16 protein-coding genes are annotated in these 25,660 nt (G+C 38.7%); 4 read left to right on the top strand and 12 right to left on the bottom strand.

The annotated features are described in order from the left end of the window. The first annotated feature begins 218 nt into the window (after positions 1-218). Positions 219-1,367 carry a nitric oxide-sensing protein NosP gene (gene nosP / locus CPS_RS08345; RefSeq protein ID WP_011042707.1) on the top strand — a complete coding sequence of 383 codons (1,149 nt, stop codon included), beginning with the start codon at positions 219-221 and terminating at the stop codon, positions 1,365-1,367. Beyond that, positions 1,360-3,924, top strand: a complete 2,565-nt coding sequence (locus CPS_RS08340) for a PAS domain-containing hybrid sensor histidine kinase/response regulator (RefSeq protein WP_011042706.1) — start codon at positions 1,360-1,362, stop codon at positions 3,922-3,924. The genes nosP and CPS_RS08340 overlap by 8 nt, the downstream gene beginning before the upstream one ends. 120 nt (positions 3,925-4,044) lie before the next feature. On the opposite strand, the gene CPS_RS08335 is transcribed toward CPS_RS08340, so the two are convergent. The 6 genes from CPS_RS08335 to CPS_RS08310 are packed head-to-tail and all read right to left on the bottom strand — an operon-like array spanning position 4,045 to position 11,206. Beyond that, a complete protein-coding gene (locus tag CPS_RS08335; protein ID WP_011042705.1) occupies positions 4,045-4,626 on the bottom strand; it encodes a Tll0287-like domain-containing protein in 582 nt (193 codons plus the stop codon). Positions 4,627-4,655: 29 nt separating this feature from the next. Further along, positions 4,656-6,455 carry an amino acid ABC transporter ATP-binding/permease protein gene (locus CPS_RS08330; protein ID WP_011042704.1) on the bottom strand — a complete coding sequence of 600 codons (1,800 nt, stop codon included), beginning with the start codon at positions 6,453-6,455 and terminating at the stop codon, positions 4,656-4,658. Further along, complete coding sequence (gene cydD, locus CPS_RS08325) at positions 6,452-8,230, bottom strand: thiol reductant ABC exporter subunit CydD (RefSeq protein ID WP_011042703.1); 1,779 nt, start codon at positions 8,228-8,230, stop codon at positions 6,452-6,454. Before cydD ends, CPS_RS08330 begins: the two co-directional genes overlap by 4 nt. 51 nt (positions 8,231-8,281) lie before the next feature. Then, positions 8,282-8,413 (bottom strand): cytochrome bd-I oxidase subunit CydX, encoded by a 132-nt coding sequence (cydX, locus tag CPS_RS08320; RefSeq protein ID WP_011042702.1) that lies wholly within the window; start codon positions 8,411-8,413, stop codon positions 8,282-8,284. A gap of 41 nt (positions 8,414-8,454) precedes the next feature. Further along, positions 8,455-9,609: a cytochrome d ubiquinol oxidase subunit II gene (gene cydB, locus CPS_RS08315; protein WP_011042701.1), complete on the bottom strand. Its 1,155-nt coding sequence runs from the start codon at positions 9,607-9,609 to the stop codon at positions 8,455-8,457. Between the two features lie 10 nt (positions 9,610-9,619). Beyond that, a complete protein-coding gene (locus tag CPS_RS08310; protein ID WP_011042700.1) occupies positions 9,620-11,206 on the bottom strand; it encodes a cytochrome ubiquinol oxidase subunit I in 1,587 nt (528 codons plus the stop codon). A 399-nt stretch (positions 11,207-11,605) separates the two neighbouring features. Between CPS_RS08310 and CPS_RS08305 the strand changes: the two genes are divergently transcribed. After that, entirely contained in the window at positions 11,606-12,910 is a 1,305-nt protein-coding gene (locus tag CPS_RS08305; RefSeq protein ID WP_011042699.1) for a sigma-54 interaction domain-containing protein, read from the top strand. Between the two features lie 50 nt (positions 12,911-12,960). On the opposite strand, the gene CPS_RS08300 is transcribed toward CPS_RS08305, so the two are convergent. Next, entirely contained in the window at positions 12,961-16,008 is a 3,048-nt protein-coding gene (locus CPS_RS08300; RefSeq protein ID WP_041736821.1) for a DUF748 domain-containing protein, read from the bottom strand. 415 nt (positions 16,009-16,423) lie between these two features. Here CPS_RS08300 and CPS_RS08295 point away from each other — a divergent pair, with 415 nt between their 5' ends. Further along, positions 16,424-16,699, top strand: coding sequence for an HU family DNA-binding protein (locus CPS_RS08295; RefSeq protein ID WP_011042697.1), 276 nt, complete (start codon positions 16,424-16,426; stop codon positions 16,697-16,699). Positions 16,700-16,764: 65 nt separating this feature from the next. Here CPS_RS08295 and CPS_RS08290 read toward each other — a convergent pair whose 3' ends face one another. The 5 genes from CPS_RS08290 to CPS_RS08270 all read right to left on the bottom strand — a co-directional run bounded on the left by CPS_RS08290 (position 16,765) and on the right by CPS_RS08270 (position 25,006). After that, positions 16,765-18,519, bottom strand: a complete 1,755-nt coding sequence (locus CPS_RS08290; protein WP_011042696.1) for a Mur ligase family protein — start codon at positions 18,517-18,519, stop codon at positions 16,765-16,767. Between the two features lie 48 nt (positions 18,520-18,567). Next, positions 18,568-21,387, bottom strand: a complete 2,820-nt coding sequence (gene cphA / locus CPS_RS08285; RefSeq protein ID WP_011042695.1) for a cyanophycin synthetase — start codon at positions 21,385-21,387, stop codon at positions 18,568-18,570. Positions 21,388-21,640: 253 nt separating this feature from the next. Beyond that, positions 21,641-22,465 (bottom strand): cyanophycinase, encoded by an 825-nt coding sequence (locus CPS_RS08280; protein WP_011042694.1) that lies wholly within the window; start codon positions 22,463-22,465, stop codon positions 21,641-21,643. An 8-nt stretch (positions 22,466-22,473) separates the two neighbouring features. Next, positions 22,474-23,661 carry a beta-aspartyl-peptidase gene (gene iadA / locus CPS_RS08275; protein ID WP_011042693.1) on the bottom strand — a complete coding sequence of 396 codons (1,188 nt, stop codon included), beginning with the start codon at positions 23,659-23,661 and terminating at the stop codon, positions 22,474-22,476. A 313-nt stretch (positions 23,662-23,974) separates the two neighbouring features. Beyond that, complete coding sequence (locus CPS_RS08270; RefSeq protein WP_011042692.1) at positions 23,975-25,006, bottom strand: PTS sugar transporter subunit IIC; 1,032 nt, start codon at positions 25,004-25,006, stop codon at positions 23,975-23,977. Between the last annotated feature and the right edge of the window lie 654 nt (positions 25,007-25,660).

Here is a 25,660-nt window from a genome sequence, read left to right as displayed (position 1 = left end):
TGTAATGTAGTTTATCTACATAAAAAGACGATAACGCCGTAAAAATGACCAACAAACGCTGCCCGAAGGGTTCGGCTAAAAGCGTTTTATTCTTTGTTGAGTAATGTTTGCGTAGAATGACTAGGCTACACACTACTCGCCGTGATTAAAATGCTTTTACCTCGAACAAAACTTAACCGCGAAAGGTCAGCACCCCCTAGGCTGCCAATAGGAATTATATGAGTACAATTAAAACAATTACCGCGGTCAGTAATGCCACTGATCCCTTCCTTGCAAGCCAGGAATTGTACCAACAACTTAATCAAGACAATATCTGCTTTGTGCTGTTTTATTGCTCCTCAACTTATGCGCTCGATACACTTGCAAAAACGATGGAAGATACCTTCAAAGAAACTAAAATTGTGGGTTGTACTACGGCAGGAGAAGTAACACAGCAAGGGTACGAGCAACATTCTATTGTTGCCATAGGCTTTTCTAGTGACTACTTTGCTATTAGTGCCCAACTTATCGAGTCGATGGAAAAGTTCGATACGATCAATGCACAATCAACCATAAATGAGTTAGTAGAAGATTGTCAATCACGAGATTTAACCGCAATTAAAAACAACAGTTTTTTACTTACCTTACTCGATGGGCTTTCCTCAAACGAAGAACAATTCCTGGTTACCCTAAACTCTGCGACCCGAGGTATTCCACACTTTGGCGGCTCTGCTGGAGATGATATTAACTTAGCGAAAACCCATGTCTATTATCAAGGTAATTTTTATCAAAATGCCGCTATTGTCATTATGGTCAACACCACGTTATCTTTCGAGGTTTTTAATTGTCATCATATAGCACTACCGACGGAAAAATTAGTGGTGACAAGCGCAGATGCTGATAGTAGAACGGTCTATGAATTAAATGCTGAACCTGCTGCGCTTGAGTATGCAAAGTTATTAAATATGGATTTAAAGGATTTGAGTCCTGAAGTGTTTTCGCTCAATCCTTTAGCCGTAAAAGTCGGCGGTCAATACTATATTCGTTCCATTCAAAAAGTGAATGAAGCTGACTTAAGCCTCACATTCTACTGCGCTGTAGATGTTGGCATTGTACTCACTGCGGTAGAAATGGGTGACATATTTGATCCCGTGACTCAAAAGTTAGATGAGATTTCACACCGTTACGGAAAACCAGAATTAGTACTCGCTTGCGATTGTTTTTTAAGACGCTTAGAAATCGAACAAAAAGGCTTAGAAAATAAAGTAAAAAAATTAAATGCTAAGTACAACATTGCTGGATTTAATACCTATGGTGAACACATTAATGGCACCCATTTAAATCAAACCTTTACCGGTGTTTACATCGCGGGAGGTATTAATGAGTGATCAATCCCTAGAAGAAGAGTTAGCTGAATTAAAAAAGCAAAATACCAAGTTAAAGAAAATCAACGACGCTTTGATGCAACGGGTAGAAGACAGCGGAGAAAATCAGTATGCGCCTTATACTGCCTTTGAACATTCGGTGCACCTGGCTGAACAAGTAAGAGAAAAAACGCAAACCTTAAATGAAACACTGGCAAAACTTGAGCGAAGTAATCACGCATTAAAACAAGCAAATGCTCAAGCTAATCTGTTCAAACAACGTTTCATTGATGCAATAGAAAGTATTTCAGAAGCCTTTGTTTTACTCGACAGTAAAGGTCGAATTATTCTACAAAACAGTAACTTCGCCAATTTTTGGCTCGACTCAGGTTTACCCATTACAGAAGGCGTCAATCTCAAAGATTTAAAAGATTTAGCGAAAACCCGCGGTATTATTCAACGAGCTTCTCCAGGTGATGCGTTTGCCAGCCCGGTATATCAATTATCAGATGGTCGATGGTTTCAATTAAACGAACACCAAACCAGCGAAGGTGGTTGGGTAATGCTCTATACCGACATTACCGCAGTGAAAACGGCCGAAAGTGCCCGTTATGAAAGAGGCATGGCGCAAAAGTCGCTGTTACTACAAAACTTGATTGATAACATTTCTCAAGGTGTTGTGTTGATCAGCAGTCATAACAAAATCGAAGTATGGAATACGCGTTTTGCCCAGATCAGTCAATTATCCCCTCACCTGTTACGAGGAACGCCCACCACTGATAATATGCAACATTTAACGGAACTCGATTTAGCACAAAAATCAAGTACCAATAACTATTCTTACACCCAAACATTGATTAACGGAACCGTATTAGAAATAAAAAGTCACCGACTTAAAAACGGAAAAACCATTAAGACCTATAGCGATATTACCGAACGTCATCGTTACGCGGAATCCTTAAGAAAAAGTGAAAGTTGGTTACGATTAATCACGGATAACGTACCCGCTATGATTGCTTATGTCGGTAAGGATCTAAAGTATCAGTTTACCAATCAAGTGTACGTTGACTGGTATGGTTGGCCACAGGGTGGCCTTAATGGCTTAGAGTTAGAACAAAGTCGTGTCCATTCAAACTTTACTAAAATAAGACGTTACGTTGATCGCGCTTTGGAAGGTGAAAGTGTTAGTTTTACCATTGATGAAAAAAATAAATTTGGTGAATCGAGCTATTTATTAAAATCTTATGTGCCTAATCGTGATGTTAACGGCGATGTCCTTGGATTTTTCGTACTCATTCGTGATATCACCGAACGAAGAAAGAATGCCTTAGCCCTACAAAAAGCTCATGACCAACTGGAAGTTAGGGTACAAGAGCGAACCTCTCAATTACAAAATTTAAATGACAAGCTGCAAGTGGAAGTAGAAGATCGACGCCAGGCGCAATCCAATCTTGTCAAAGCCAAAAGCGAAGCAGAGTTTGCCAACGTTTCAAAAACAAAATTTCTTGCCGCTGTGAGTCATGATTTATTACAACCGTTAAATGCTGCGCAATTGTTTACCAGTTCATTAATGGAGCGTCCTTTAGAAGATAAGACTAAAAATCAGCTTAACTCAGTCGCTAATTCATTAGACGATCTAGAGAATTTAATCTCAACATTGGTTGATATTTCAAAACTTGATGCTGGTGTGGTTAAAGCTGATAAAAGCTCATTTAAATTGTCAGAGTTACTCAACAATCTTGTGAGTGAGTACCAACAAATCAGTGGTCAATTTCAGGTAGAATTGCACTATGTCAGCAGCGATGTTGTCGTAAACAGCGACAGTGTTTTACTTGCCCGTATACTGCGTAATTTCCTATCAAACGCCTTTAGATATACCAACAACGGTAAAGTATTATTGGGCTGTAGACGTCAAGGTAACCATGTATCTATCGAAGTATGGGACAATGGTACTGGCATTGCTCAAGACCAAATTAAAGAAATATTTAAAGAGTTCAAACGTCTTAAAGCTTCTCAAACGGCGTTTCGTAATGGCCTTGGTTTAGGGTTAGCCATAGTCGATAAAATTTCTAAAGTACTCGAACATCCCATTAATGTTAACTCTGCCTTAGGTAAAGGTTCGGTGTTTTCAGTAAAAGTACCGCTTGGAAAGATAAGTGATTTACCTCAATCAAGTGACCCGCTTAATTATATTATGGATACTCCAGTGTTAGCGAAAAGTAAAATCTGGCTTATTGATAATGATGCAAGTGTTTGTGCTGGTATGTCACAACTTTTAGAGGGTTGGGAGTGTGTGGTAATAACTGCCACTAGCCTTGAGGACTTGCAACAACAAGTGGATATCAGTCATGATCATGCTGATATATTAATCGTCGATTATCACCTGGATGACGGCGTAAATGGCTTCGATGTAGCAAAAGAAATTAACCAAAGTCGAGATAAACCATTACCCGTGATGATGATCACCGCTAATTACAGTAAACAGCTGAAAAAAGAAGTCAAAGATAGTGAAATTTTATTATTAAATAAACCCGTTAAACCGATGAAATTAAAAACTTCAATGCTGTATTTATTGAAATAATGGCTTATTTGTACGTTAGTTAAAAACTCTATATTTAGTGCTCAGCGAGTATTAGAAACGCCTTTAAGCTTCTAATACTCACTAAGGACTGCTGAGCATAATCTGATTTTAAACAAATGATTAATTCATTATTTTTTGTAAGGTGAAAGCCCCTCGAATATCACCAACCTTAAATCCTGTCGCCTGATCGTTAGGATATAAGGATTTCACCTTCGTAGTAATTTCTTCAGCCACATCGCTCCCATGACAAGTTACACATAAGCCAGCAGTAGGTATTGGCTTCATATAGCGGTAGACTAATTTGTCGCCTTCTTTTACCGTTTCAGCGTATTCCATAGTTTTTAAATTTTCGCCTGCAGCCTTACGTTGTTCAAATTGACGCAGCGTTTTCATCTCCCACTCATCAGGGGTATTTTTTTCGTTTCGAACTTTCAATGAAGTCCTGCCGATGTCCCAACCTGATGAAGAAGAATTCTTTTCGGCAATTGGACCCGCTTGAATATTACACTGCGCTAATGCTTTTATAGGGCCACCTGATTTCATAGACGTTTTTAATACGTGCTTTAAATCACTGCCGAACGATTTTACTAACGAACGTGCTTCTAAAGTATCTGAGCTAGCCGCTATCTCTCCGGCACTTGCCAGCAATGGTAATATTGATAATGTGCTGACTAAAAACACCTTAATGCTCATTGATTTCATTTACTTCTCCATAGTTATGTAAGTTGTGTTTAAAAATAATTTAGTAGTTTTTGATAATAATCGTTATTGTTAACCAGTTGACTGTGGCTGCCCTGAGCAACAATTTCTCCTTGCTGCATGACGATTATTTTATCCATTTTTTCTAACATCAAAGGTTTGTGAGTGATCACCAGTAAGCTTTGTTGCTGTTGCTTCACATGGGCTAATATATTACGCATAATCTGTTCTTCATTATGACGGTCTAACCCTTTTGTTGGTTCATCTAAAATCAGCACACTGGCAGAGCGCAGTAGTAATTGGGCAATTTGTAATCGCTGAGCTTGACCACCTGACAACCCTGCACCACTGGTTCCTAACCAAGTATCTAAACCTTTGGGTAAGCCCTCAATAAAATCAATTATGTTAACTAATTGACAGACTTTACGCATTTCTTCATGCGTAGCATCGTGTTTAGCTAAACGTAAATTATCCGCAATACTTGCCTCAAAGATATGCCCTTGCTGGCTCATCAAGGCAATATGTTGGCGCAGAGACTCATGTTCTATCAAGCTCAAATCACAATCGGCAATAGTAATCCTGCCTTTGTTATTTTTACTTTCGGTGGCATTTGATGAGGGGTTCGTTAAAGAATTAAAAGAAGCATTTATTGATGAAAGAGCCTGGCCCGTCGGCCAAAAGCCCATCAGTAAATTAACTAATGTTGACTTCCCTGCCCCACTTGCACCAATAATTGCAACTTTTTCGCCGGCTTTTATTGATAAGTTTATATCAATTAAACTAGGCGTTTTTTTCTCTGGATAACTAAAAGTGAAGTTCTCAAAATGAATATCACCATGTTTCACTCTCTCAACGCCAATATCTACAGGTATTTCTTTATCGATAATAGCGAATAATCTTGCCGCGCTGGCTAGGCTTTGCGGTAACAACTGCAATGCCAATGGCATGCTACTCACGGTTTCAAAGCTCACCAATACCAATAAAATAACCGCGACTAAAGACTTACTGTCAACTTCGCCCGTTGATAACTGTGGTAATAACAGTAATAAGCACGCTAACGCTGATAAATGAATAAGTAGAAAAATTATCGCTGTCAATCTGGCATTAATTTTAACTAAGCGATAACGCACACCATAATATTGTTTGGTAATGTTTGCTATTGAGCGCTGATAACTGATGCTTACTTGGTACACCAATAGCGTTTTAATCGCGCCAATACCATTAACTAACTCTTCAGTGAGATGACTTTCTAGGTGAGATTTTTCTTGCGAGAGTATTGTTGACGCTAAATAACTGATCACCGGGAAAACAAGTCCGACAATCAAAAATGCCGCTAGCATGACCCAAGCAATAGTGGGTGAGAAAATAGCAAGTGCATAACAAACAATAGGGACTGATATTAGGGCAACCACAATAGGTAGCAGTACCCGTAAATAGAAATTATCAAGATTATCTATATCTTGCTGCAACCTTGCTAACAAATCACCCGAGCGTAAATTAATCCGGTAATAAGGTAGTAGCGGCTCTAGCTGTTGATAGAAGTAATGGCGTAAATGTGCCAGTGCATTAAACGTTGCTCGATGCGTTAACATCCGTTCTGCGTAGCGACCCGCGGTGCGCACTATGGCTAAAAAACGAATAATTGCCGCAGGGGTAAAGTAATTGACCGTGATACCTGTTGTTCCGGCAATGGCCATCAAGGTAATAAACCAGCCTGACACTGCCAGTAAACTAATATTGGCTAACACGGTAATGACTGACAATAATGCGCCAAGTAACATTAACGGCAACTGCGGTTTAAGTAAGCAAATTAAGCGTATAAAGACCTTCATACATTCACCTGCTGCGCGTAATAGCCATCATGACTTAACAGCTCTTGATGTGTGCCCGTTTCGATGACTTTCCCTTGCTCAAGCACAATGATTTTTTTTGCGTCGATAACAGTATGTAAACGATGGGCAATAACGATGACAATATGATTTTCAGCATAGGCATTGATTGAAGAGGTGATGATTTGTTCCGTTTGTTGATCAAGGTGGCTTGTTGGTTCATCTAGTATCAAAACATCAGGTTGATGATAGAATACTCGCGCAAGCGCTAAACGTTGTGCTTGTCCACCTGAGAGCCCTGCTCCGTCTTCGCCAATTTCACTCTCAATACCTTGTTCAAGGGTTTGCACAAAGCTGGCTAATCCTGCCTTTTCTAGTGCTTCGATCACTAAGTCATCTTGATAATTATCAGATAAGGCAATATTAAAAGCTAATGAGCCATAAAATACTTGTGCTTGTTGGGAAATCCATCCGCAATGTTTCAACCAGTGATCACGATTAGCAGCAGTTAACGGCTGATTGTTGACGACTACCTGCCCAGAATCTGGTTGAACAAATCCTAACACCATATCTATCAAGGTTGACTTGCCAGAGCCACTTTCACCTATGACGGCATATAAACCCTGAGATGAGAATTCAATATTTACTTGAGTTAAAGCATTACTGCGGTCAGGGTAAGCAAACTCTGCCTGCACAAGGCTGATAGAGAATGGTGCTGTAAATTTTTCTTCCAGCGAATAATGTACTTGTGGCTGACTCAGTACTTCAACCAAGTCTTCTGCTGCTGTGACGCCAGCCATCTTTGCATGATACTGGGTCCCGAGTTGTCTAAAAGGCAGATAAAATTCAGGTGCGAGTAATAGAACCCATAGCGCAAAAACGTAATCAACATCGCCATAATACAAACGAAAGCCGAGTACCACCGCCACTAATGCGATTGAAATAGAGGCTAAAAACTCTAAAACAAATGATGACAGAAAAGCAATTTTTAAAATGCCCATAGTTTCATCACCATAGTCATCACTGATTTTTTTTACGGCAGCGATTTCTCTACGTGAAGCGTTGAATATTTTAAGTTGTGTTAATCCTTGAATAATATCGAGAAAGTGACTGCTCATCCTTTGTAACTTAGCCCAATGTTCTTGATTTAAACGCTGTGCCTTATGACCAATGAGTATCATGAAAAATGGCACCATGGGCGCAGTAATTAACAAAATTAATCCTGATTGCCAATCAATGGGAAATACAGCGATAAGTATTGCTAGAGGTATAACCGCGCAGTAAGCAATTACCGGAAGATAACCCGCAAAGTAATCCTCCAATGAATCAATACCTTGATGCAATAAGTGACTTAACTTGGCACTGCCTTTAGTTTGCGTATAAGCAGGACCGAACTGAAATAAGCGATTGAGCAATCGTGAACGAATATTGGCTTTAATATCCATAGCACCACGACGACTATAACATTCACTAAAATACCCTAATGCCGCACGACAAAAAATAACGGCGACTAATGCCATGCTTATTAGAGTGGTCTCTGAAAAAAGAATACTCTCTGTGGTTACACTGTTGCTTAAGCTATTCGTTAAACTCAGATCTTCACTCGGAAATATCACTAAATCAATAAGGTAAGCCAGCATTGCTGTTTGTATTATCATTAATAATCCATTTAATGATCCTAAGGCAATAGCGCGACTTAACTTACCGTGAGCGTATTTTTTCTGATATTTGAGCCAGTCGTTAACTTGCTTTTTTTGTTGTTCATTTTTCTCTGTCATTTCTACCAACTTATTACCGGCTCATTTTTAATGCTACGCACTCATTTTCTTTTACGCTTGATCGTCAGTGTCTTGGTCTTTAGCAACATTATCTACATGCTGCTCCATTTCATACCACATCACATTAATGATGCCCAATGACACCGCCAGTAATACGCCTAAAATCCAACTGAAATACCACATAATGTTTTCCTCTGCTTTTGTTTAGTTTCATGCCCACCAGATTAATAGGCGGTGTGATTATTCTGCTCAATTTCAGCGATGGTAACCGTACGCCACATTTTTTTGTAACACCAAAGGGTATAACCGATAATGATAGGGATAAAAAAGGCAACGACCATGAACATTAACCCTAACGTTCCTTCACTAGAGACAGTATCCCACATCAATAAACTGTGATTTGGAACACTGCTCGATGGCATAACAAATGGAAACATAGCAACGCCAGCGGTTAAAATAATACTGATAATAGTTAAAGAACTCCCGATAAAAGCAAATACTTTTACTGAGGTACTCTTACTTTTTATGCTCAACAAAAGTGCCACAAAAAGTGGTGCAACTACCCCAACAGCAGGTACTAGCCATAACAATGGAGTCTCTTTATAATTATTGAGCCAAGCCCCTGAACCTGTTGTCACTTCTTTTATTGTTGGCTGTGCTTGTCCCATGGTATCGATAGTACTAACAACCAAGTAACCATCAATATTTTGCCAAATCATCACCCCTCCCAATGCAAAAGAAAGCGATAATACGACGGCAACCACACGACCAATATTGGCTGAACGCTGAGCAACATCAGCATCTGTTCTCATGACTAACCACGTTGAACCATGCAGCAACATCATGGCTACGCTCACTACACCCGTTAATAACGTAAAAGGGGTAAATAAAGCAAAAAATGAACCGGTATACGTTACCCGCATGAGCGAATCAAAGCCAAAAGGTACACCTTGTAATAAATTACCAAAGGCAACACCGAACACTAAGGGTGGCACCATAGAGCCAACAAATAATGCTTTGTCCCAGTTAGTTCGCCACTTTAATGAGTCAATTTTACTACGGTAATCAAAGGCAAGAGGACGTAAAAACAAACTAAAGAGTGTTAACATCATGGCAAAATAAAAACCGCTAAATGCCGTTGCATACACTAAAGGCCACGCCGCAAACAAAGAAGCGCCTGCGGTAATAAACCAAACTTGGTTGCCATCCCAGTGCGCACCAACCGTATTGATAACCACTCGACTCTCGACATCTTTTTTAGCAACAAAGGGTAACAAACCACCTACGCCCATATCCATACCATCGGTGATTGCAAAACCGATGAAAAGAAAACCGATAAGACACCACCATATAAATTTTAATGTTTCGTAATCAAACACATCTTTCTCCTTAAGAATTCTGGCTGCGAAGACCAGACGTTAACTCTGGTGCTTGTTCAAAATGATAACGTCCAGTGTGTAAAGCACTGGGACCCAAACGCGCAAACTTAATCATCAAGTACATTTCGATAACAAATAAAATGCTGTAAACAACAATGAAGGCAATGAGAGAAAACAGCACATCGCTTGCCGCTAACGATGAAGTAGATAAGAAGGTCGGTAAAATTTCACTAATTGCCCAAGGCTGACGTCCAAATTCAGCAACAAACCAACCCGTTTCTATCGCTATCCAGGGTAGCGGTAATGCATAAAGTATTGATTTTAGTAACCAACGTTTTTGTTCGATTTGACGTCGCGCATTAAAATAAAATGCTAAACAAAATAGCAGTAACATAATAAAGCCGGAAGCAACCATCATGCGAAATGCCCAAAAAACAGGCGCTACCGGTGGCGTAGAATCTTTAACAGCCATTTGTATTTGTGCTTCGGTCGCATCGACTACCTTATCGGTATAACGCTTAAGTAGTAAACCGTAGCCAAGGTCATGTTTAGTTTCATTAAATTTAGCAAGGTTTTCAGGCGTGTCTTCACCATTACGTAGCTTAACTAAGTACTTGTAAGCGATCATGCCATTACGAATACGCGGTTCATGCGCTTTTTGTAAGTCTCGTAAACCAGTCACTTTTTCGTCTAAAGAGCGCGTGGCAATAAGGCCCAACGCATAGGGGATTTTTACTGCATAATGGGTTTCCATTGCTTCATCATCTGGTATGCCGATTAAGGTAAATGCAGCAGGTGCTGGCTCGGTATGATATTCCGCTTCAATAGCAGCAAGTTTAACTCTTTGTACTTCACCTACCTCATAGCCTGATTCATCACCCAATAAAATAACGGAAAATATCGCTGCTAGACCAAATCCTGCGGCAACTGAAAAAGAACGTTTTGCGAACGCAATATCTCTGCCTTTAAGTAAGTAATAACTGCTAATGCTCAACACAAACATTGAACCAGCAACGTAGCCGCCCGCTACAGTGTGAATAAATTTAACTTGAGCAACCGGATTGAAAATAATTTCGCTAAAGCTCACTAGCTCCATACGCATTGTCATGTAGTTAAATTCACTTCCCACGGGGTTTTGCATCCAACCATTGGCAATCAAAATCCATAACGCAGAAAAATTGGTACCTAACGCCATAAGAAATGTGCCCATTAAATGCTGACGTTTACTTAATCTATCCCAACCTAAAAAGAACATTCCGACAAAAGTAGATTCAAGAAAAAAGGCCATTAGCCCTTCAATTGCTAACGGTGCGCCGAACACATCGCCGACATAATGAGAGTAGTATGACCAATTAGTACCAAACTCAAACTCCATCGTTAGACCGGTAGCCACACCAATCGCAAAATTGATACCAAATAGCTTGCCCCAAAACTTTGTCATATCGCGATAAATTTCACGCCCTGTCATGACATAAACAGCTTCCATGATAAATAAAATCCATGTTAAACCGATGGTTAAGGGAACAAACAAAAAATGGAATAGTGCGGTAACAGCAAACTGCCATCGCGATAATTCAACTAAAGCTTCACTTATCATGTTAATTACTCTCACTTCTGTGCTTTTGTTATTAAAAAGTTGTGCTGATGTGCATTCAACTAGCGTTCAATTTTCTAGAATGACACCGGATTAAAGTAAATATAGCTGATCGTTATAACCACGGTAGTTTTAATCACAAGCAGATGGAGAACGATTAAACAGCTGGCGGTTTAACCTCGTTGTTTCACCGGCAGTTATACAATTAGCTCTACTTATTACTCAATGAGTATTTAGCAATAAGTACGCCATAAAAAACAAAAACCTAACTAACTGAAAAATAACGCAATATAGGTTAGATACAATAATAAATTCAAAATGACTTTCATTTGAGACATAAATGACATTAAATAATGACAGCCAGCGTCAATTATGACGTAAAAACCAAAGGGTTCACAGCAAGTGGTACACCAAACTATTCAAGCAATTATCGAAGCTGTAGAGAAACCAGCAATATTCATTACCCATGATTACTCAATTGAAGCAGTTAATCAGGCTTATCGTGATACCTATACGACAGAAGTAATGCTAGGGAAAAGTAAGTGTTACGGGGTATCACATAATTTCACTAAACCTTGTGACCAAAAAGGCGAAGCCTGTCCCCTTTCATCATGTAAAGAAACAGGGAAAAACAGCTCTGCTTTGCACATTCATAAAACAGGCTCTGGTGATATTTATTGTAATATTCTGATGAAACCTGTTAAAGACAACAACGGCATGACCATTGGCTTTTTAGAAATACTAGAAAAGGTCGATTTTGCAAGTAGTGTTAGTAGCGATCTAAAATTAATTGGTAAAAGTGAGCCGTTTCAAGAGCTCCTCAAAATGATCACGCGTAGTGCAAAAAGTAATATCAGCATATTATTACAAGGTGAGACCGGAACAGGTAAAGAACTCGCGGCTTTATCAATACATCAAGCAAGTAAGCGAGCTGATCAGCCTTTTATAGAAGTTGAATGTACCGGGCTCAACGAATCCTTATTTGAATCAGAGTTATTTGGCCATGAAAAAGGCGCGTTTACGGGCGCAAACACCAGTAAAAAAGGTTTAGTGTGTATGGCAAATGGTGGCACCTTATTTTTAGATGAAATAGGCGACGTGCCACTGAATTTGCAAGTAAAATTATTACGATTACTTGAAACAGGTCATTATCGACGTGTCGGTAGTGTTGAAAAGCAAATGGCCAACTTTCGGCTAATTTGTGCCAGTCATAAGAATTTAGAAAAGATGGTTGAAGACGGTGAATTTAGAGAAGATTTATATTACCGGATTGCCGCTTTTCCCATTAGTTTGCCAACACTAAGACAAAGAAAGTCTGATGTTTCGTTATTAGCAGAGCATTTATTATCAAAAAGTGAATTTTCCTCGAAAAAGTTTACCTCTGAAGCCCTAGTCGCATTATCTCATTATCATTACCCAGGTAATGTCAGAGAGCTTAAAAACATAGTGCAACGAAGTGCCTTATTAAGTGATGATGACTTAATAAGCATTGAACACTTACCCAAAAATCTTGTCGGTTTAAACGAGATAGAAACTCACTCAAGCAATCTGCTATCAAACGAAAAAGAGCACATAACCAAATTGCTTAACCAATATGGTAACCAACCCAAAACCATCGCTGATAACTTAGAAGTTAGCGTTAGAACCTTATACAGAAAACTGCAAAAGCATCAGTTAAACATCAAAGACTTTTCTTCGACTAAATAAAAATGCCTCTTATTCTTAGAGGCATCGGTAATCCATTTAACCAATGAGCGCTATTTGGCTTTTAGACTAAGGGGTAGCGTTATTTCTGATTTCTCAATATTGGCAAGCTTGTTTTCGATTTCAATACTACTGTCGAGTAAGAACACATTAACAGTTGGCACTTGAGCCGTTTCAATCAGGTGCTTTTGAATTTGTAATGCGCGTTGTTTTGCCAGCATTAAATATTCTGCGTCTGTTATCGGTGTTTCAGCAAGCATAAACTTAATCGCCTCATTAAAGAGTTTCTCTTTAGCTAGTTCCTGATCTTCTTTAGTTAACGTAGGAGCAACGTCTACTTGATTTGAAGGTTCTTCTTTCGGATTTTCTTGCGCTGTTTGTTTATTCAACGAATGGTAATAAGTAACTAACGATGTTTTCTCATCTTCGCTGAGCACGCCCGATAAGGTTTTAGGCGCAATTTGCAATTGTTTTAATATTTTTGCATACGCCATTTCGTCATGATCAATTAAGTTTGAACTTAATCCTCTTATTTCTATGTATAAAGAAGGTCGCTGTAATAATGCTTTGGCGAGTGAATTAAGTTTGCCCTGCTCCGCCTCATTAAGTTCAAAACTATTTGCGGTAAAAATTACATGATCTAAATTGTCATTATCTCCCTCAACCAAGCTTGCTAACGCTTTAAAAGGAGAGCTTATAATACCGGTAATCAAATTCCCCAATGCACCCCAAACCAAACTTGAATATTTAAAATCTGGGTTATCGATGTCACCTCGAATAGGCAAGTTAAATTCTATTACCCCATCGCTATCTTTTAGCAGAGATAATGCAAATTTTATCGGTAAGCTGGTGGCTTCTTCGCTGTTAACAACCTCACCTAAAGTGAGCTGATCTAACGTTACATTATTTTCAGCAACCAGCTTATTATTAGACAATTTATAATTTAACCCTAAACTCAGTTTGCCTTTATCTATTGCATAGCCAGCAAATTTCCCACTATAAGGTGTAAATGTCGTTAACTCGATTCCATTAAATAACATGTCAATATCAGTGAAGGCATCATGACTTAGCGGGTTCACGGAACCTTTGATAATAACAGGCGCATATTTATCGACTTTACCTTTTAAATCTATTTTTGCTCTGCTGTCTTCATTGGAAGATAATCCTGTGATATCGCCATTTAGACTATAAATTCCAGCACTGAATTTAGGAGTTAGTGAGCTATCTGAGAAATCCAATTTCCCATTAGTTATATTGATTTCATTAATATCTGCTGTAAAACTTTGCTCTGCTGAGCTGACTTCATTGTTAACCTCAGACTTACTGTTTTTCGTCTCTGAATCTGACGCATCTGCTTGTTCCACTTTCATCAATTGTTGAATATTGGTAGTACTACCTTCATTAATAACTAGACGTAGAAAAGGTTCATTAATATTAATCGCAGACAAGTTCAAACGTTGCGCTGGGTAACTAAATTGCATATCGTTTAAAGTTAAATTTTCCCAACTTAAAAACTCTTCATTTAATGTTGTCTCAATGACATTTAGCGAACTTACTTTAATATCACCCTTAATATTCAATAAAGGAGTAACCTTAGCAGCGTCAATATCTATCATTAAGTTTGTCGCTAACTCACCATTAAGTATTTTCATGTTAGCAACAGAGTTAATATAAGGCTGGAAATCTTTTAGCGATATTTGCTCGGTATCAAGGGCTAGGGACAACTGTTTAGATTCAGGTTTTATTGTGCCCTTCAGGTTAATAATACCTTGAGTGTTCAAGCCTATAGTTGAGGATAATAGTGCTAATTCGTCGGTAAAAGGTTTTAAATGTTCAATTGTTAATGACTTTATTGTGACGTCATGAATTGCTATGGGTGATACTGAACTATCGTTAATGACAATATTATTATTACTTGTACTGATGGCCTTTATTTCTAGATCCCAGTTCTCACGCTTATTATCCTTATGTTTTACGGCTTCATCTTTTTCAGTCGAACTTTCCGTTGAAACTTCAGTTTCATCAGTACTAACTGATTGATTTAGCTGCTGTAGTATAAATAATTTTTCTATATCAAACTGCGATAACTTGTTCCGGTTCACCGCAATAAAACTGCCTGTGTTAGAAATACTATTAATTACTATTTTTTTATCCGATGAACTCAATTGCTCAAGGTCTACACTTAGTTCATCCGAGGTAATTATTTTTTTGTTGTCATCTCTACTGCGGATTTCTAATGCTGAAATTGAAGCCATTAAATTATTGATAATAAATTGTGGCTGTTCACCTGCAAAGTTAAAATCATAATGACTATTAACCTTCAATGACCCTTCAGTAATATTGAATAATATTCTTTGCTGCAAATAGTCTGAGACAATCTTTAATGGACTGACAAAACTAATATCACCTGAAGACTTAAGCGGAGATAAACTAAATTTTCCGTGCCAGTTGAGCTCAGTACCTTGTGATGTTTTAGCTTTAACAAGGTGCATATTATTGTCACCCGCTTTAGTGGAGAAATTATCCAACGCAACATTAATTTCTTTAATTGTATGGTGGTAAGCTGTTTCTCTATTCTGATCACTGAAGTTGATAATCCCTTCATTATGACGAAACTTATCTATTGATAAAATCCAAGCAGCTTCATTCGTATTTTCACTGTCAACTTCACTATCGAGAGCGGTATTTTTAAGGATAATATCTTGAAAGTTGAATTCACCATTAGCAAGTATGATTACGCTAACTTCGGGTTTATTAATAATTATTTCGTCAAAAGAAATCGTTTTTTGTAAAAGCGGAAAGGCTTGTAAATTTACCGTTAACAAATCGAAATCAAGTAGTTTATCGGTATGCTTACCGCTAATACTGAAACCTTTTAAGGTAATTGATAAAGTGAACGGGTTAAATTCGATAACGTCTAATTGCGCTTGTCGTTCTAATTTTTCTGTCACTGTGTCAATGATGAGTGGTTTTACTATAAGAGGTAAGATAAAAAAGCCACTTATGGCATATAGGAACACCACAATGCCACTATAAATGATGGCTTTAATACGCTTATTTAATAAAGAAAACTTTTGCCCAAAGGTCATAATAAAACTCATTTAATATACTTATTCAAACACGGGTTTGGATATGGAAAATAGTCACTATCTAATCATTTTATCCCGTAAATTACCATTATTTTCAAAAGTTTAAATATCATAAAACGATAAAGTATTAATCGCTCTACTTTTGAGGTGCTGATAAATTGAAATCAGGCGACATAACATTTTATCTCGATGAAATGTTATGCCTAAAGACTTAGTATAGAAAAAGTTAACTATTTATCGAGAAAACAATGATTGTTCATGCACTCTGAGATAAGCATATTGCTTGAAAATTAGTATACATATTGCTTTAACTAACCGTAAAACAAATAAAATGTCGACATTTCGCACAAAATTTACGATTTCTATTGCTCAATTCACAGTTATTTTTTAGTATGTTAGTGACAACCATAATTAAGGAATAATAATAATGAACAAAAGTGAATTGGTAGAGAAAATCGCTGAAGGCGCAGACATTTCAAAAGCTTCAGCTGGCCGTGCTTTAGATAGTTTAATTGGTTCTGTAACAACTGAATTAGCTAATGGCGGTGATGTCGCATTAGTGGGTTTTGGTACTTACAAAGTAAATGACCGTGCTGCTCGTACAGGTCGCAATCCTCAAACAGGTGCAGAGATCCAAATTTCTGCGGCGAAAGTACCTGCTTTTAAAGCGGGTAAAGCATTGAAAGACGCAGTAAACGTTTAGTCATTTGATGTCAAATAAGCCCCCCTTAATATAGGGGGCTTATTTGTGACTGATACAGAGTTTCCCTATCTAAAAAAAGCTTTATCAAGCAAAAGCTCGATTATCTCTTCTCTCTCTGATAAAACCATCAGTAATGCTAAATCCTTTTCTCGTAACTGTTCTACAATATAGTTTGCGCCTTTAAAAGGACTATCTGCAATATAAATGTCACTTCTTTTCATGCCATAAGCAAGCGCCGTATCTACAATAAGCTGAGGTATTTCTCCCAATGTTCTCCCTCGTAAATAAGGAACTAACTCCGCAGCAACGATGAAATCAGGTTTCATTTTTAATGCCGTTTTAGTCATATTGATGATCTCATTGTCAGTTCGATCTCCCGCATGACTTAGCATTAAAAATTTACGCTGTGCTTTCATGTTCGCCGTGGTTACAGCCATCGCTTCCATGCTATGAACATTATGTGCAAAGTCCATAATCACTTCTGCACTTTTAACAGTAAAATGATTACCTCTGCCGGGATTATCCTCAACATTGCTGGCAAAATTTGATAGCGCTATTTTAATAGCCTCATTCTCAACATTGAGACATTTAGCTAACGCGATAGCGCCAAGGGCATTTTGAATATTGTGCAAAGCCGCACCGTTTAGCGTCATAGGAATGTCATTAACCGCAATGATTACCGACTCTTCATTACCGACTGAATAAACCAAGTGTTGTTCTCTAACAAAACAAACAGCGCCACCTTTTTGTTTATGTTGCTGTAATGTCGCATTATCTTCATGTAAGGAAAACCATGACTTAGTAACGGGTATTTCAGGCGCTAAAACAACTAAATTTTCATCATCTGCATTGAGCACCAACCTGCCCTTATCTTGCCTATTATGCTCCTGCCCTTTATCTTCTAAGTTAGGTAACAACCCTTTAGCAACAACAGCTTTAGCTTGAGCCAATGCTGAAACAGTATTAATACCATATTGCCCTAGGTGATCCTCGGCAATATTAGTGATCAATGCTGCATCTACATTATCTATCGGTAATCCTCTACGTAAAATTCCACCCCGAGCAACTTCTAAAATAGCGGTTTCTGTATCAGGGTGTCGTAATAACATTCTTGCACCTCCCGGACCAGAATAGTCGCCATGATCAATAATATTATCGCCTACCCGGATAAAATCGGTTGAGGTAACACCACAACATTTACCCGCTTGTTTGATAATTTGCGACATAATGCGAACACTGGTCGATTTGCCATTAGTGCCTGTTACATAAGCCAGTGGAATCGATTTGTATTGTGACCAGTTTATAGTTGATACCTCAGGCAATGCTGATATTGGCCAACTTTGTGCCGTAGTACCATAACCCAATGAAAATTCATCATCATCAACCAAATAGACAATATTTTTAGACGTTGACTGCTTAATTAACTCAAGTAACTCTGGATTGACTTCCTCAGCTATCACTTGGTTTAAACGACTTATTGCTGCTGAAATTGATTCTTCATTGGGTGTTTGAGTTAATTCATTACAGGTAAGCTGCCATGCTAACTCATTCAAATCACACGCAGCATAAAGTGCATCTAAGGGTGCGCTAATGGCAATAGATATTCCATCTTCGAAAATTCGAGAGAAAGTTTTATCCTCTAACCAGTTAACGGCGTTGAGTAACTGTTGAGCATACTTTGACCAAACATTTACCACGGTAATTTTATCAATACCTGATACAAAAGCATCAATGATTGCGCCAGGCTGATCGGATAATAAATTTCTACCCGTCAGCCGACGATTATCATCTAAGCTCAGTGTTATATTTTCTTTTAGCATATATTACTTCGCTTTTGGAACTGTGTTTATCAATGAGAAATCGAACGATTAATCACTATCTTCGTCGTGTTCAGATACCACACGAACACCTCGTTCATCGGTAACAATTTTCATACCGCTTTCCAAAACAAAAGTATCTGGCTCGCTGGTTTCTAGCATAGAAACAACGGTTTGAACGGCTGTTTTTTCTGCTTCTTGCTCAGGCTCGTGACCACTATTGAAATTAATAATTTGTTTCCAACAGCGTGTAATAGCATCACCAAAGATCATCAATAAGTCATCAGTATTTGCGAGTTCAAGCCCTTTGTTTATTGCCTCTACTTCATCTGAAATACAATATATTTGTGATTCATCAATTCCTTCAGCTCTTAATGACGACGCTAAGAGTTCTGGAACTTCATTGACTCCTCGACCACGTCGATTATCATCGGCCTTACAAATGTAGATATCGAAATGCCCAGCTGCCGCTTTAGCAATATTCACTATATCTTCATCACGACGATCACCTGGGCCTGCCAGCACAGTAATACGCTTACCTTTAACTTCTAACTTACTCGCCAGTTCACTCATGCAACGCACACCATCTGCATTATGAGCATAATCAAGTATTACTCTAAAGTGATGTTCATCAAAAACATTCATTCTTCCGGGTGCTTGATAAAAGGTCGTGGTAAAGGTTCTTAAACCTTGTTGAATTGCCTCGAGCGGTTTATCTAAACAATAAGCTAAGGCTGCAGCAAACATAGCGTTTTGCACATTGTGCAGTGCTTTACCTTCCAAGGTCGCAGGAATTAAATGGGTCCAAAGTAAGGGAATATGAGTGCCGTTATCAAAAATGGTGATCATGTCACCGTTGATACCTTTTTCTAATACTACCGCACGACCGCCTGCACGAATATGCTCGCGGACTAAACTATGGCCGGTGTTCATAGTGACATAGCATAAGTGTTTAGCTTTGGTATGTTCAGCCATTTTTAAACACTGAGGGTCATCAGCATTAAGAACAACACTATCTTTGGCTACTTCAACAACAATACGTTTAACTTCAGCAAGTTGATCAAGCGTATCTATGCCTCTAAGGCCTAAATGATCTTCTTGAACATTAATACAAGCTGCTACATCACATTCATTGTAACCAAGACCTGAACGAGCAATACCCCCACGTGCTGTTTCTAACACGGCAATATCTACCGAGGGATCGCGTAAAACAATCTGAGATGAAACAGGACCAGTCATGTCACCTTTAACAGATAATTGACCATCAACATAAACGCCATCGGTAGACGTCATACCGACCACATGCCCAGCACTTTTTAAGATATGAGCTAACATTCTAGAAGTTGTCGTTTTACCATTTGTACCGGTAATTCCGGCAATAGGAATGCGCTTAGGTATCGATGGCGGGAACAACATATCAATGACTTTTCCAGCCACATCTCTTGGTTTGCCTTCACTTGGCGCTACATGCATTCTAAAGCCAGGTGCAGCATTAACTTCAACAATACCGCCACCAATATCTTTGTAAGATTGAGTGATATCAGACGTTAAAAAGTCAACCCCGCCGATATCTAGACCAACAGCTTTTACTGCACGTTCAGCCATGGTCTTATTGTCAGGATGAACCACATCAGTCATATCAATAGCGGTACCGCCAGTCGACAAATTAGCGGTTGAACGTAAGTAAAATATTTCACCTTTGGGTAACACAGTGCCTTGTGTATAATCGGCTTCTTCTAATAACCGTTCGGCTTGGGTGTCTAATTCTAACTGGGTCAGTACTTTTTCATGACCAACGCCTCGGCGAGGGTCTTCATTGACAATATCAATCAACTGACTGATATTATTAACGCCATCACCAATTATATGACCAGGTACACGTTTCGCAACAGCAACTAATTCGCCGTTAATAACCAGCATGCGATGGTCTAATCCTGTTAAGAAAGATTCAACTAAAACGGCCCTACTGGTACCCTGTTCTTTGGCAAAGGCAAAAGCGGTAATGACTTGCTCTTCCGTGTTTAAATCAATAGAAACACCACGACCATGATTCGCATTTAACGGCTTTAATACCACTGGATAGCCAATGCGTTTTGCCATTCTTACCGCTTGCGTATCTGAATACACCATACGTTGCTGAGGAACCGGTAAGCCGAGATCATTTAGTAAATTATGGGTGTCTTCTTTATCACAAGAAATCTCAACAGCAATATGCTTAGTTTCACTGGTGATGGTTGCCTGAATTCGCTTTTGATATTTACCATGACCAAATTGAACTAGGCTGTACTCGTTTAAACGTAACCAAGGAATATCACGCTCTTCTGCAGCATCAACTAATGATTGGGTACTAGGGCCAAACTCTTTACGTTGAGCAAAACGAATAAAATCAGCTAACTCTTGCTGAAAATCAAAGTCGTCTTCAATTTTGGTTTGTAACTCAACTTGAATAGCAACGGGCATTAATGAAATTAATAGATTTCTCGCCAATATCGCTGCTTCAAGGCCGACATCACGTTGTTTGTACTGGAAAACCATGTTGTATTCAGCGACTTTACCTGTGCCACGTGTTTTACCAAACGTGACTTCTGTGCCTGCAATACATTGTAATTCGAGGGTAACATGCTCCCAAATATGAGCAATCCAGGTACCGTCATCTTCTTTTAAGCGTCTGATAAAACCACCAGGTTCTCCATAAGAGCAACCATGCTGGTCTAAACTTGGCAGGTGAGTGAGTAATCCTTGAATAAATTCATTACCCAGTCTAACTGAGGGATATTTTTCCAAAATGCCGATATCTACTATATGGCGAATCACAGGAAAATGAGCATAAACATTAGGGCCAACATACACGTTGGAAGATTGTATTTTCATAGTGATTTCCTTTATTACTCTGACGAGAACTTTATATTATCCAATAACAACTAGACTACGATTACAACTACATAAAACGTCGTTTAGAAAAGATAACACGGTTTTATTGAAGCGCAAACTACTTGCTAAATAATATTTTTAGAGGGAATATGAAAACGTTGGGGGTACGGTTAAATGGATGAAATATAAAAATAAAAGCCTGACAACTAAAAAGGTGGCAGGCTTTAAAAAGAAGGATAATTTACCTGCTGGTCTAAGTTGCAGGTTTCGCTATTCTTTCGTTGATACAATAAGTTGCGCCGGGGCTAAGCACGTGCAACTTTAGTCCAATTAACGTTATGGCTTCGCCTCTATTAGCATCAGCCATTGAACTATGGGTTAAATCTGAAGGGTCAACCACAGTAATGCTACCGTGACCAACGACTTCCAAAGTTCCTGACGGATCAATAAAGGCAGCTGTATTTTCACAAATACCAAGACCTGAAGCAAATGGGTTGTAAGAGATGGCCGATAACAAACGTCCTAATCGGTTTCGTTGGCTAAAATGCTGATCAATTATGACTTTATTAATCAATCCCATACCTGGTGCAAAAGTAACCCCTTCTTCATTGGGTAAAGCCCCAGTGCGTCCGCCGGCAATCATATGGCCAGGCATAATAGCTGCTCCTGCAGAGGTACCGGCAACATGAACACCTGCAGCATTAAGTTTACGAATGCTTTGAGCCACCGGAGTACCACCTAAAATAGTAGACAAGCGTAATTGGTTACCACCAGTGATAAAAATGCCAGTGGCATTGTTTAATTCTGCTAGATAGTCTTCACTATTTGCCTGCTCACGATCATTAATAGGCAAAGAAACAGCTTTCTTCACACCTAATTCATGAAAAACAGTTTCATAATTTGACCCTGTATCATCGAGTTGTGATGCGGTTGGAATAATAACTATATAAGCATTCTCTCCACCACAAAGCTCAACAAAACGCTTTAAAATAATAGGATCATTTACGCGTTCTTCTGCCCCCCCGATTGGGATTACGAATCCCCTTTGTTGACCGTCAGTCGTTTTTGCTGGACACATATTTACCTCTATTCGAATGTACCTTTAATCATTGTTTGATTATTTTGCTTATGCCATACACCTTGTGCCATGACATCAGTAATTTCATACTTTTCATTCATCACCAATAAATCCGCATCAAAACCAACGGCGATTTGCCCTTTGTTTTTAAAACGTAAAATATTAGCAACATTGCTTGTTAACATAGGCAGAACGGTTTCAAGTGACAAACCTTTATTTAACGTTGCTACCAATGTTTCTCCTAATGTACTCGCTCGACCAAAATCCATATGTTGTAATTCACCTTGTGGGTCAAAACAAGGTAAGCAACCTCCGCCATCCGAGCTAAGGGTTATTTGTTCTAAGGGTAATTGCCTTTCAACAGCCATTTCAATTGCGTCACAAGCTTCCCAGCCTGGCTGAGCGGTTCCTGCGGGAAATGCTGTTAAGTCAATATGACAACCTTTACTTAATAATTTACAACTATCTTCAAACAAAGGTTTGTTACGATTAACATGCGTTGGATTAAATACTCGTGCAGGAAGTTCAGTTTCTCTTATTGCGCGTTCTATTAATTCTAAACGTCTTTCACCATCACCTAAATGAAAATGAATAACACCCGCTTTTCCAGTGATTAAGCCTGCTACATGAGTTTCACTCGCTAAGCGAATCACTTCTTCAAACGTTGGTTGGCTAGAGCGATGATCACTAATGGCAAACTCTCCGATACCAATAACGGGTTCAAGAAAAGCAATATCTGACTTTGCACTACCCGTGATAGTCGTTAGAGGAAAGTGGTAGCCACCAGTCCAACAATAAGCCGATAATCCTTCTTCACGCAAGCCATAAACTCGGCTTAATAAATTTTCGGTACTGCGGGTAGTATCATCAGTGCCAAGTAAACCAACCACTGTGGTTACACCAGCATGAGTAAATTCAGTTAGACCAACAGGAGGTACTTGCGTCGCAAAACCTGCTTCTCCGCCGCCACCGGTAATGTGAGCATGACTATCAATAAAACCAGGCGTTAAAATAGCGCCATCAAAATTAATAACCTTAACGGGCCATTGTTTTGGGATGGTAATTTCGCCTTGGCCATGATCATAAATTGCGGCAATTTTATTACCTGCAATAAGAACATCTTTAATACCTAGGGGATTTGGTGCATAAATATTTACATTACACAATAATATGAGCATCGTTTGGCTATCGTTCATGGTAGATATAATGAAGTTGTATTTAGCTTAACTCATTAGTTTTTATGATAAAAAACATAATAAACAACAAACCAAATCAACACTGAAAAAAGTAAACGCCAATTGTAACACAATTTACTAGACTGAAATGAAATGTATGAATACGTTAGGTTTTATTATTATGCTTTCTTTGAATGGTATGAGTGACATGCAGATTGTTCATGAGGATTGACAGAAACATAATAGGCAAGCTTAAGCGTTATCTCTAGCTTTTATAACCTACTTTATACTAGTGATAAAAGGCTGTGAACAGCCTTTTACCACATCAATCAATTTAAGTAGTTACCGGAGTAACTCCGCTAAGTTTATTGGCACGTTTTTCATCTAACTTTAGATGAATACTACTGCCAACATAACCTGCGGCAATACCACAAATAGACGCAGCCAAAACAGCCATTAATACAGTACTCGCTTCATTAAAGGCAAAAGGAGCAAGTAAACCAGGTATTGGAGCAGCAGTTCCCGGAGCATCGTTGATGATATTAAAATAAACCGCAACTAAACCAGATAAGGCTCCGCCGAAAAAGTTACAAGAATAAATCTTGAAGGCATTTCTTGTGACAATATCCGCTTGGGTGAGTGGCTCCAACATAATAGCGATAACTTTGTTTCTATCGCCTAATTTGAGTCTCTTCATTAAGATACCATTAGTGAAAGATCCGCCAACACAGGCAATTGCAGCTATTCCCATAGGAAGACCCGTCAAACCTAGGATAGCAGTAAGTGCCATAGAGCTTAATGGTGAAGTACAGATCATTTTGATTAAGCCACCAAGTAAAAAGCCCATAACATAAGGCGATGCAGAAGTAGCCCCAGTGATAGCTGAGCCTATAATGGCCATAATACTACCGACGACAGGCCCTGATGCATGAGCAATGATATAAGCACACGGTGCGAGAATTAAAGCGCCAACGATAACATCGATCCCCTCAGGAAGGTGTTTTTCAATAACTTTGGAAATAAAGTAACAAATATAGCCTGCAATAAAACCAGCCAATATACCGGTTCCTTTAGTGGCAATAGCAGCAACGATGGCAAAAACAGGATTAGCACCTAAGGCTAATGCGACAAGAGCTGCCGCAGCAGGCCCTCCCATAGACCCCGCAGCGAGGCCAGTTTCTCTTAGGAAATCAATTCCAAGAAAATCACCTGAGATGTAGGCATGAATAGCTTCAACGAGAAAACTAGCAACCGCCGCGGAGGCAAGTCCGCCCATGGCTTTTGTGCCGTAGGGCGCAAAACGACTAAATAAAGAAAATGCGGTTAACGCAGCGAGAAGAAGGGTAATACCCTTAAGTAATTCCATAAAAAATTCCTAAGCAAAGGCGGCATATGTTTTGTTTTTTTGAAGGTATGAAAAACTCAAATAATGATGAGCGTTCCCTTGTTAACATTGCCATGTAATTGTTGAAGCATTAATAATTCACTGTAGATATTTACTACTATCTAGCACCTATTAATAATGCTGTATTGATTATCTATCTGATCGATTATTGAGCTGGTTTTTAAATATCTAAAAATTTGACCTTTTCATTATTCATGTTTACTAAGATACAAAGGTTGAGATAGCGCAACAAAATACACTTTAAATGAAATAAAATCCACAATAGTGAATAAAGTTTCCTATAGGAAACTCGTTTATTTTGTTTAAATGGTCATTAAGCAATCAATTACATTGAGTTCATCACGAGAAGATACGCTGGGTGCATGGATAAACGTTGAGGGTTATTTTGTCTATACCCCTTTTATTATTGAAAAATACAGCAAGGTTACTTGTATTAGAAAGCTATTATTATTCATTATCACGAGGTCTACCTTTGATATAATAATGATCACTGAATAAGCTTATTTATTTTTCAGAGTTCAGTGAGAGTAAACACCTATCAATCAATAATCATGATGTATTTTGAATACTTCACATTTAAAATATCAACAACATAGCACTACTTTATTAATTCAA

This window comes from Colwellia psychrerythraea 34H (assembly GCF_000012325.1).
Taxonomy (GTDB): Bacteria; Pseudomonadota; Gammaproteobacteria; order Enterobacterales; family Alteromonadaceae; genus Colwellia; species Colwellia psychrerythraea_A.
This window is presented reverse-complemented; position numbering and strand designations above follow the sequence as displayed.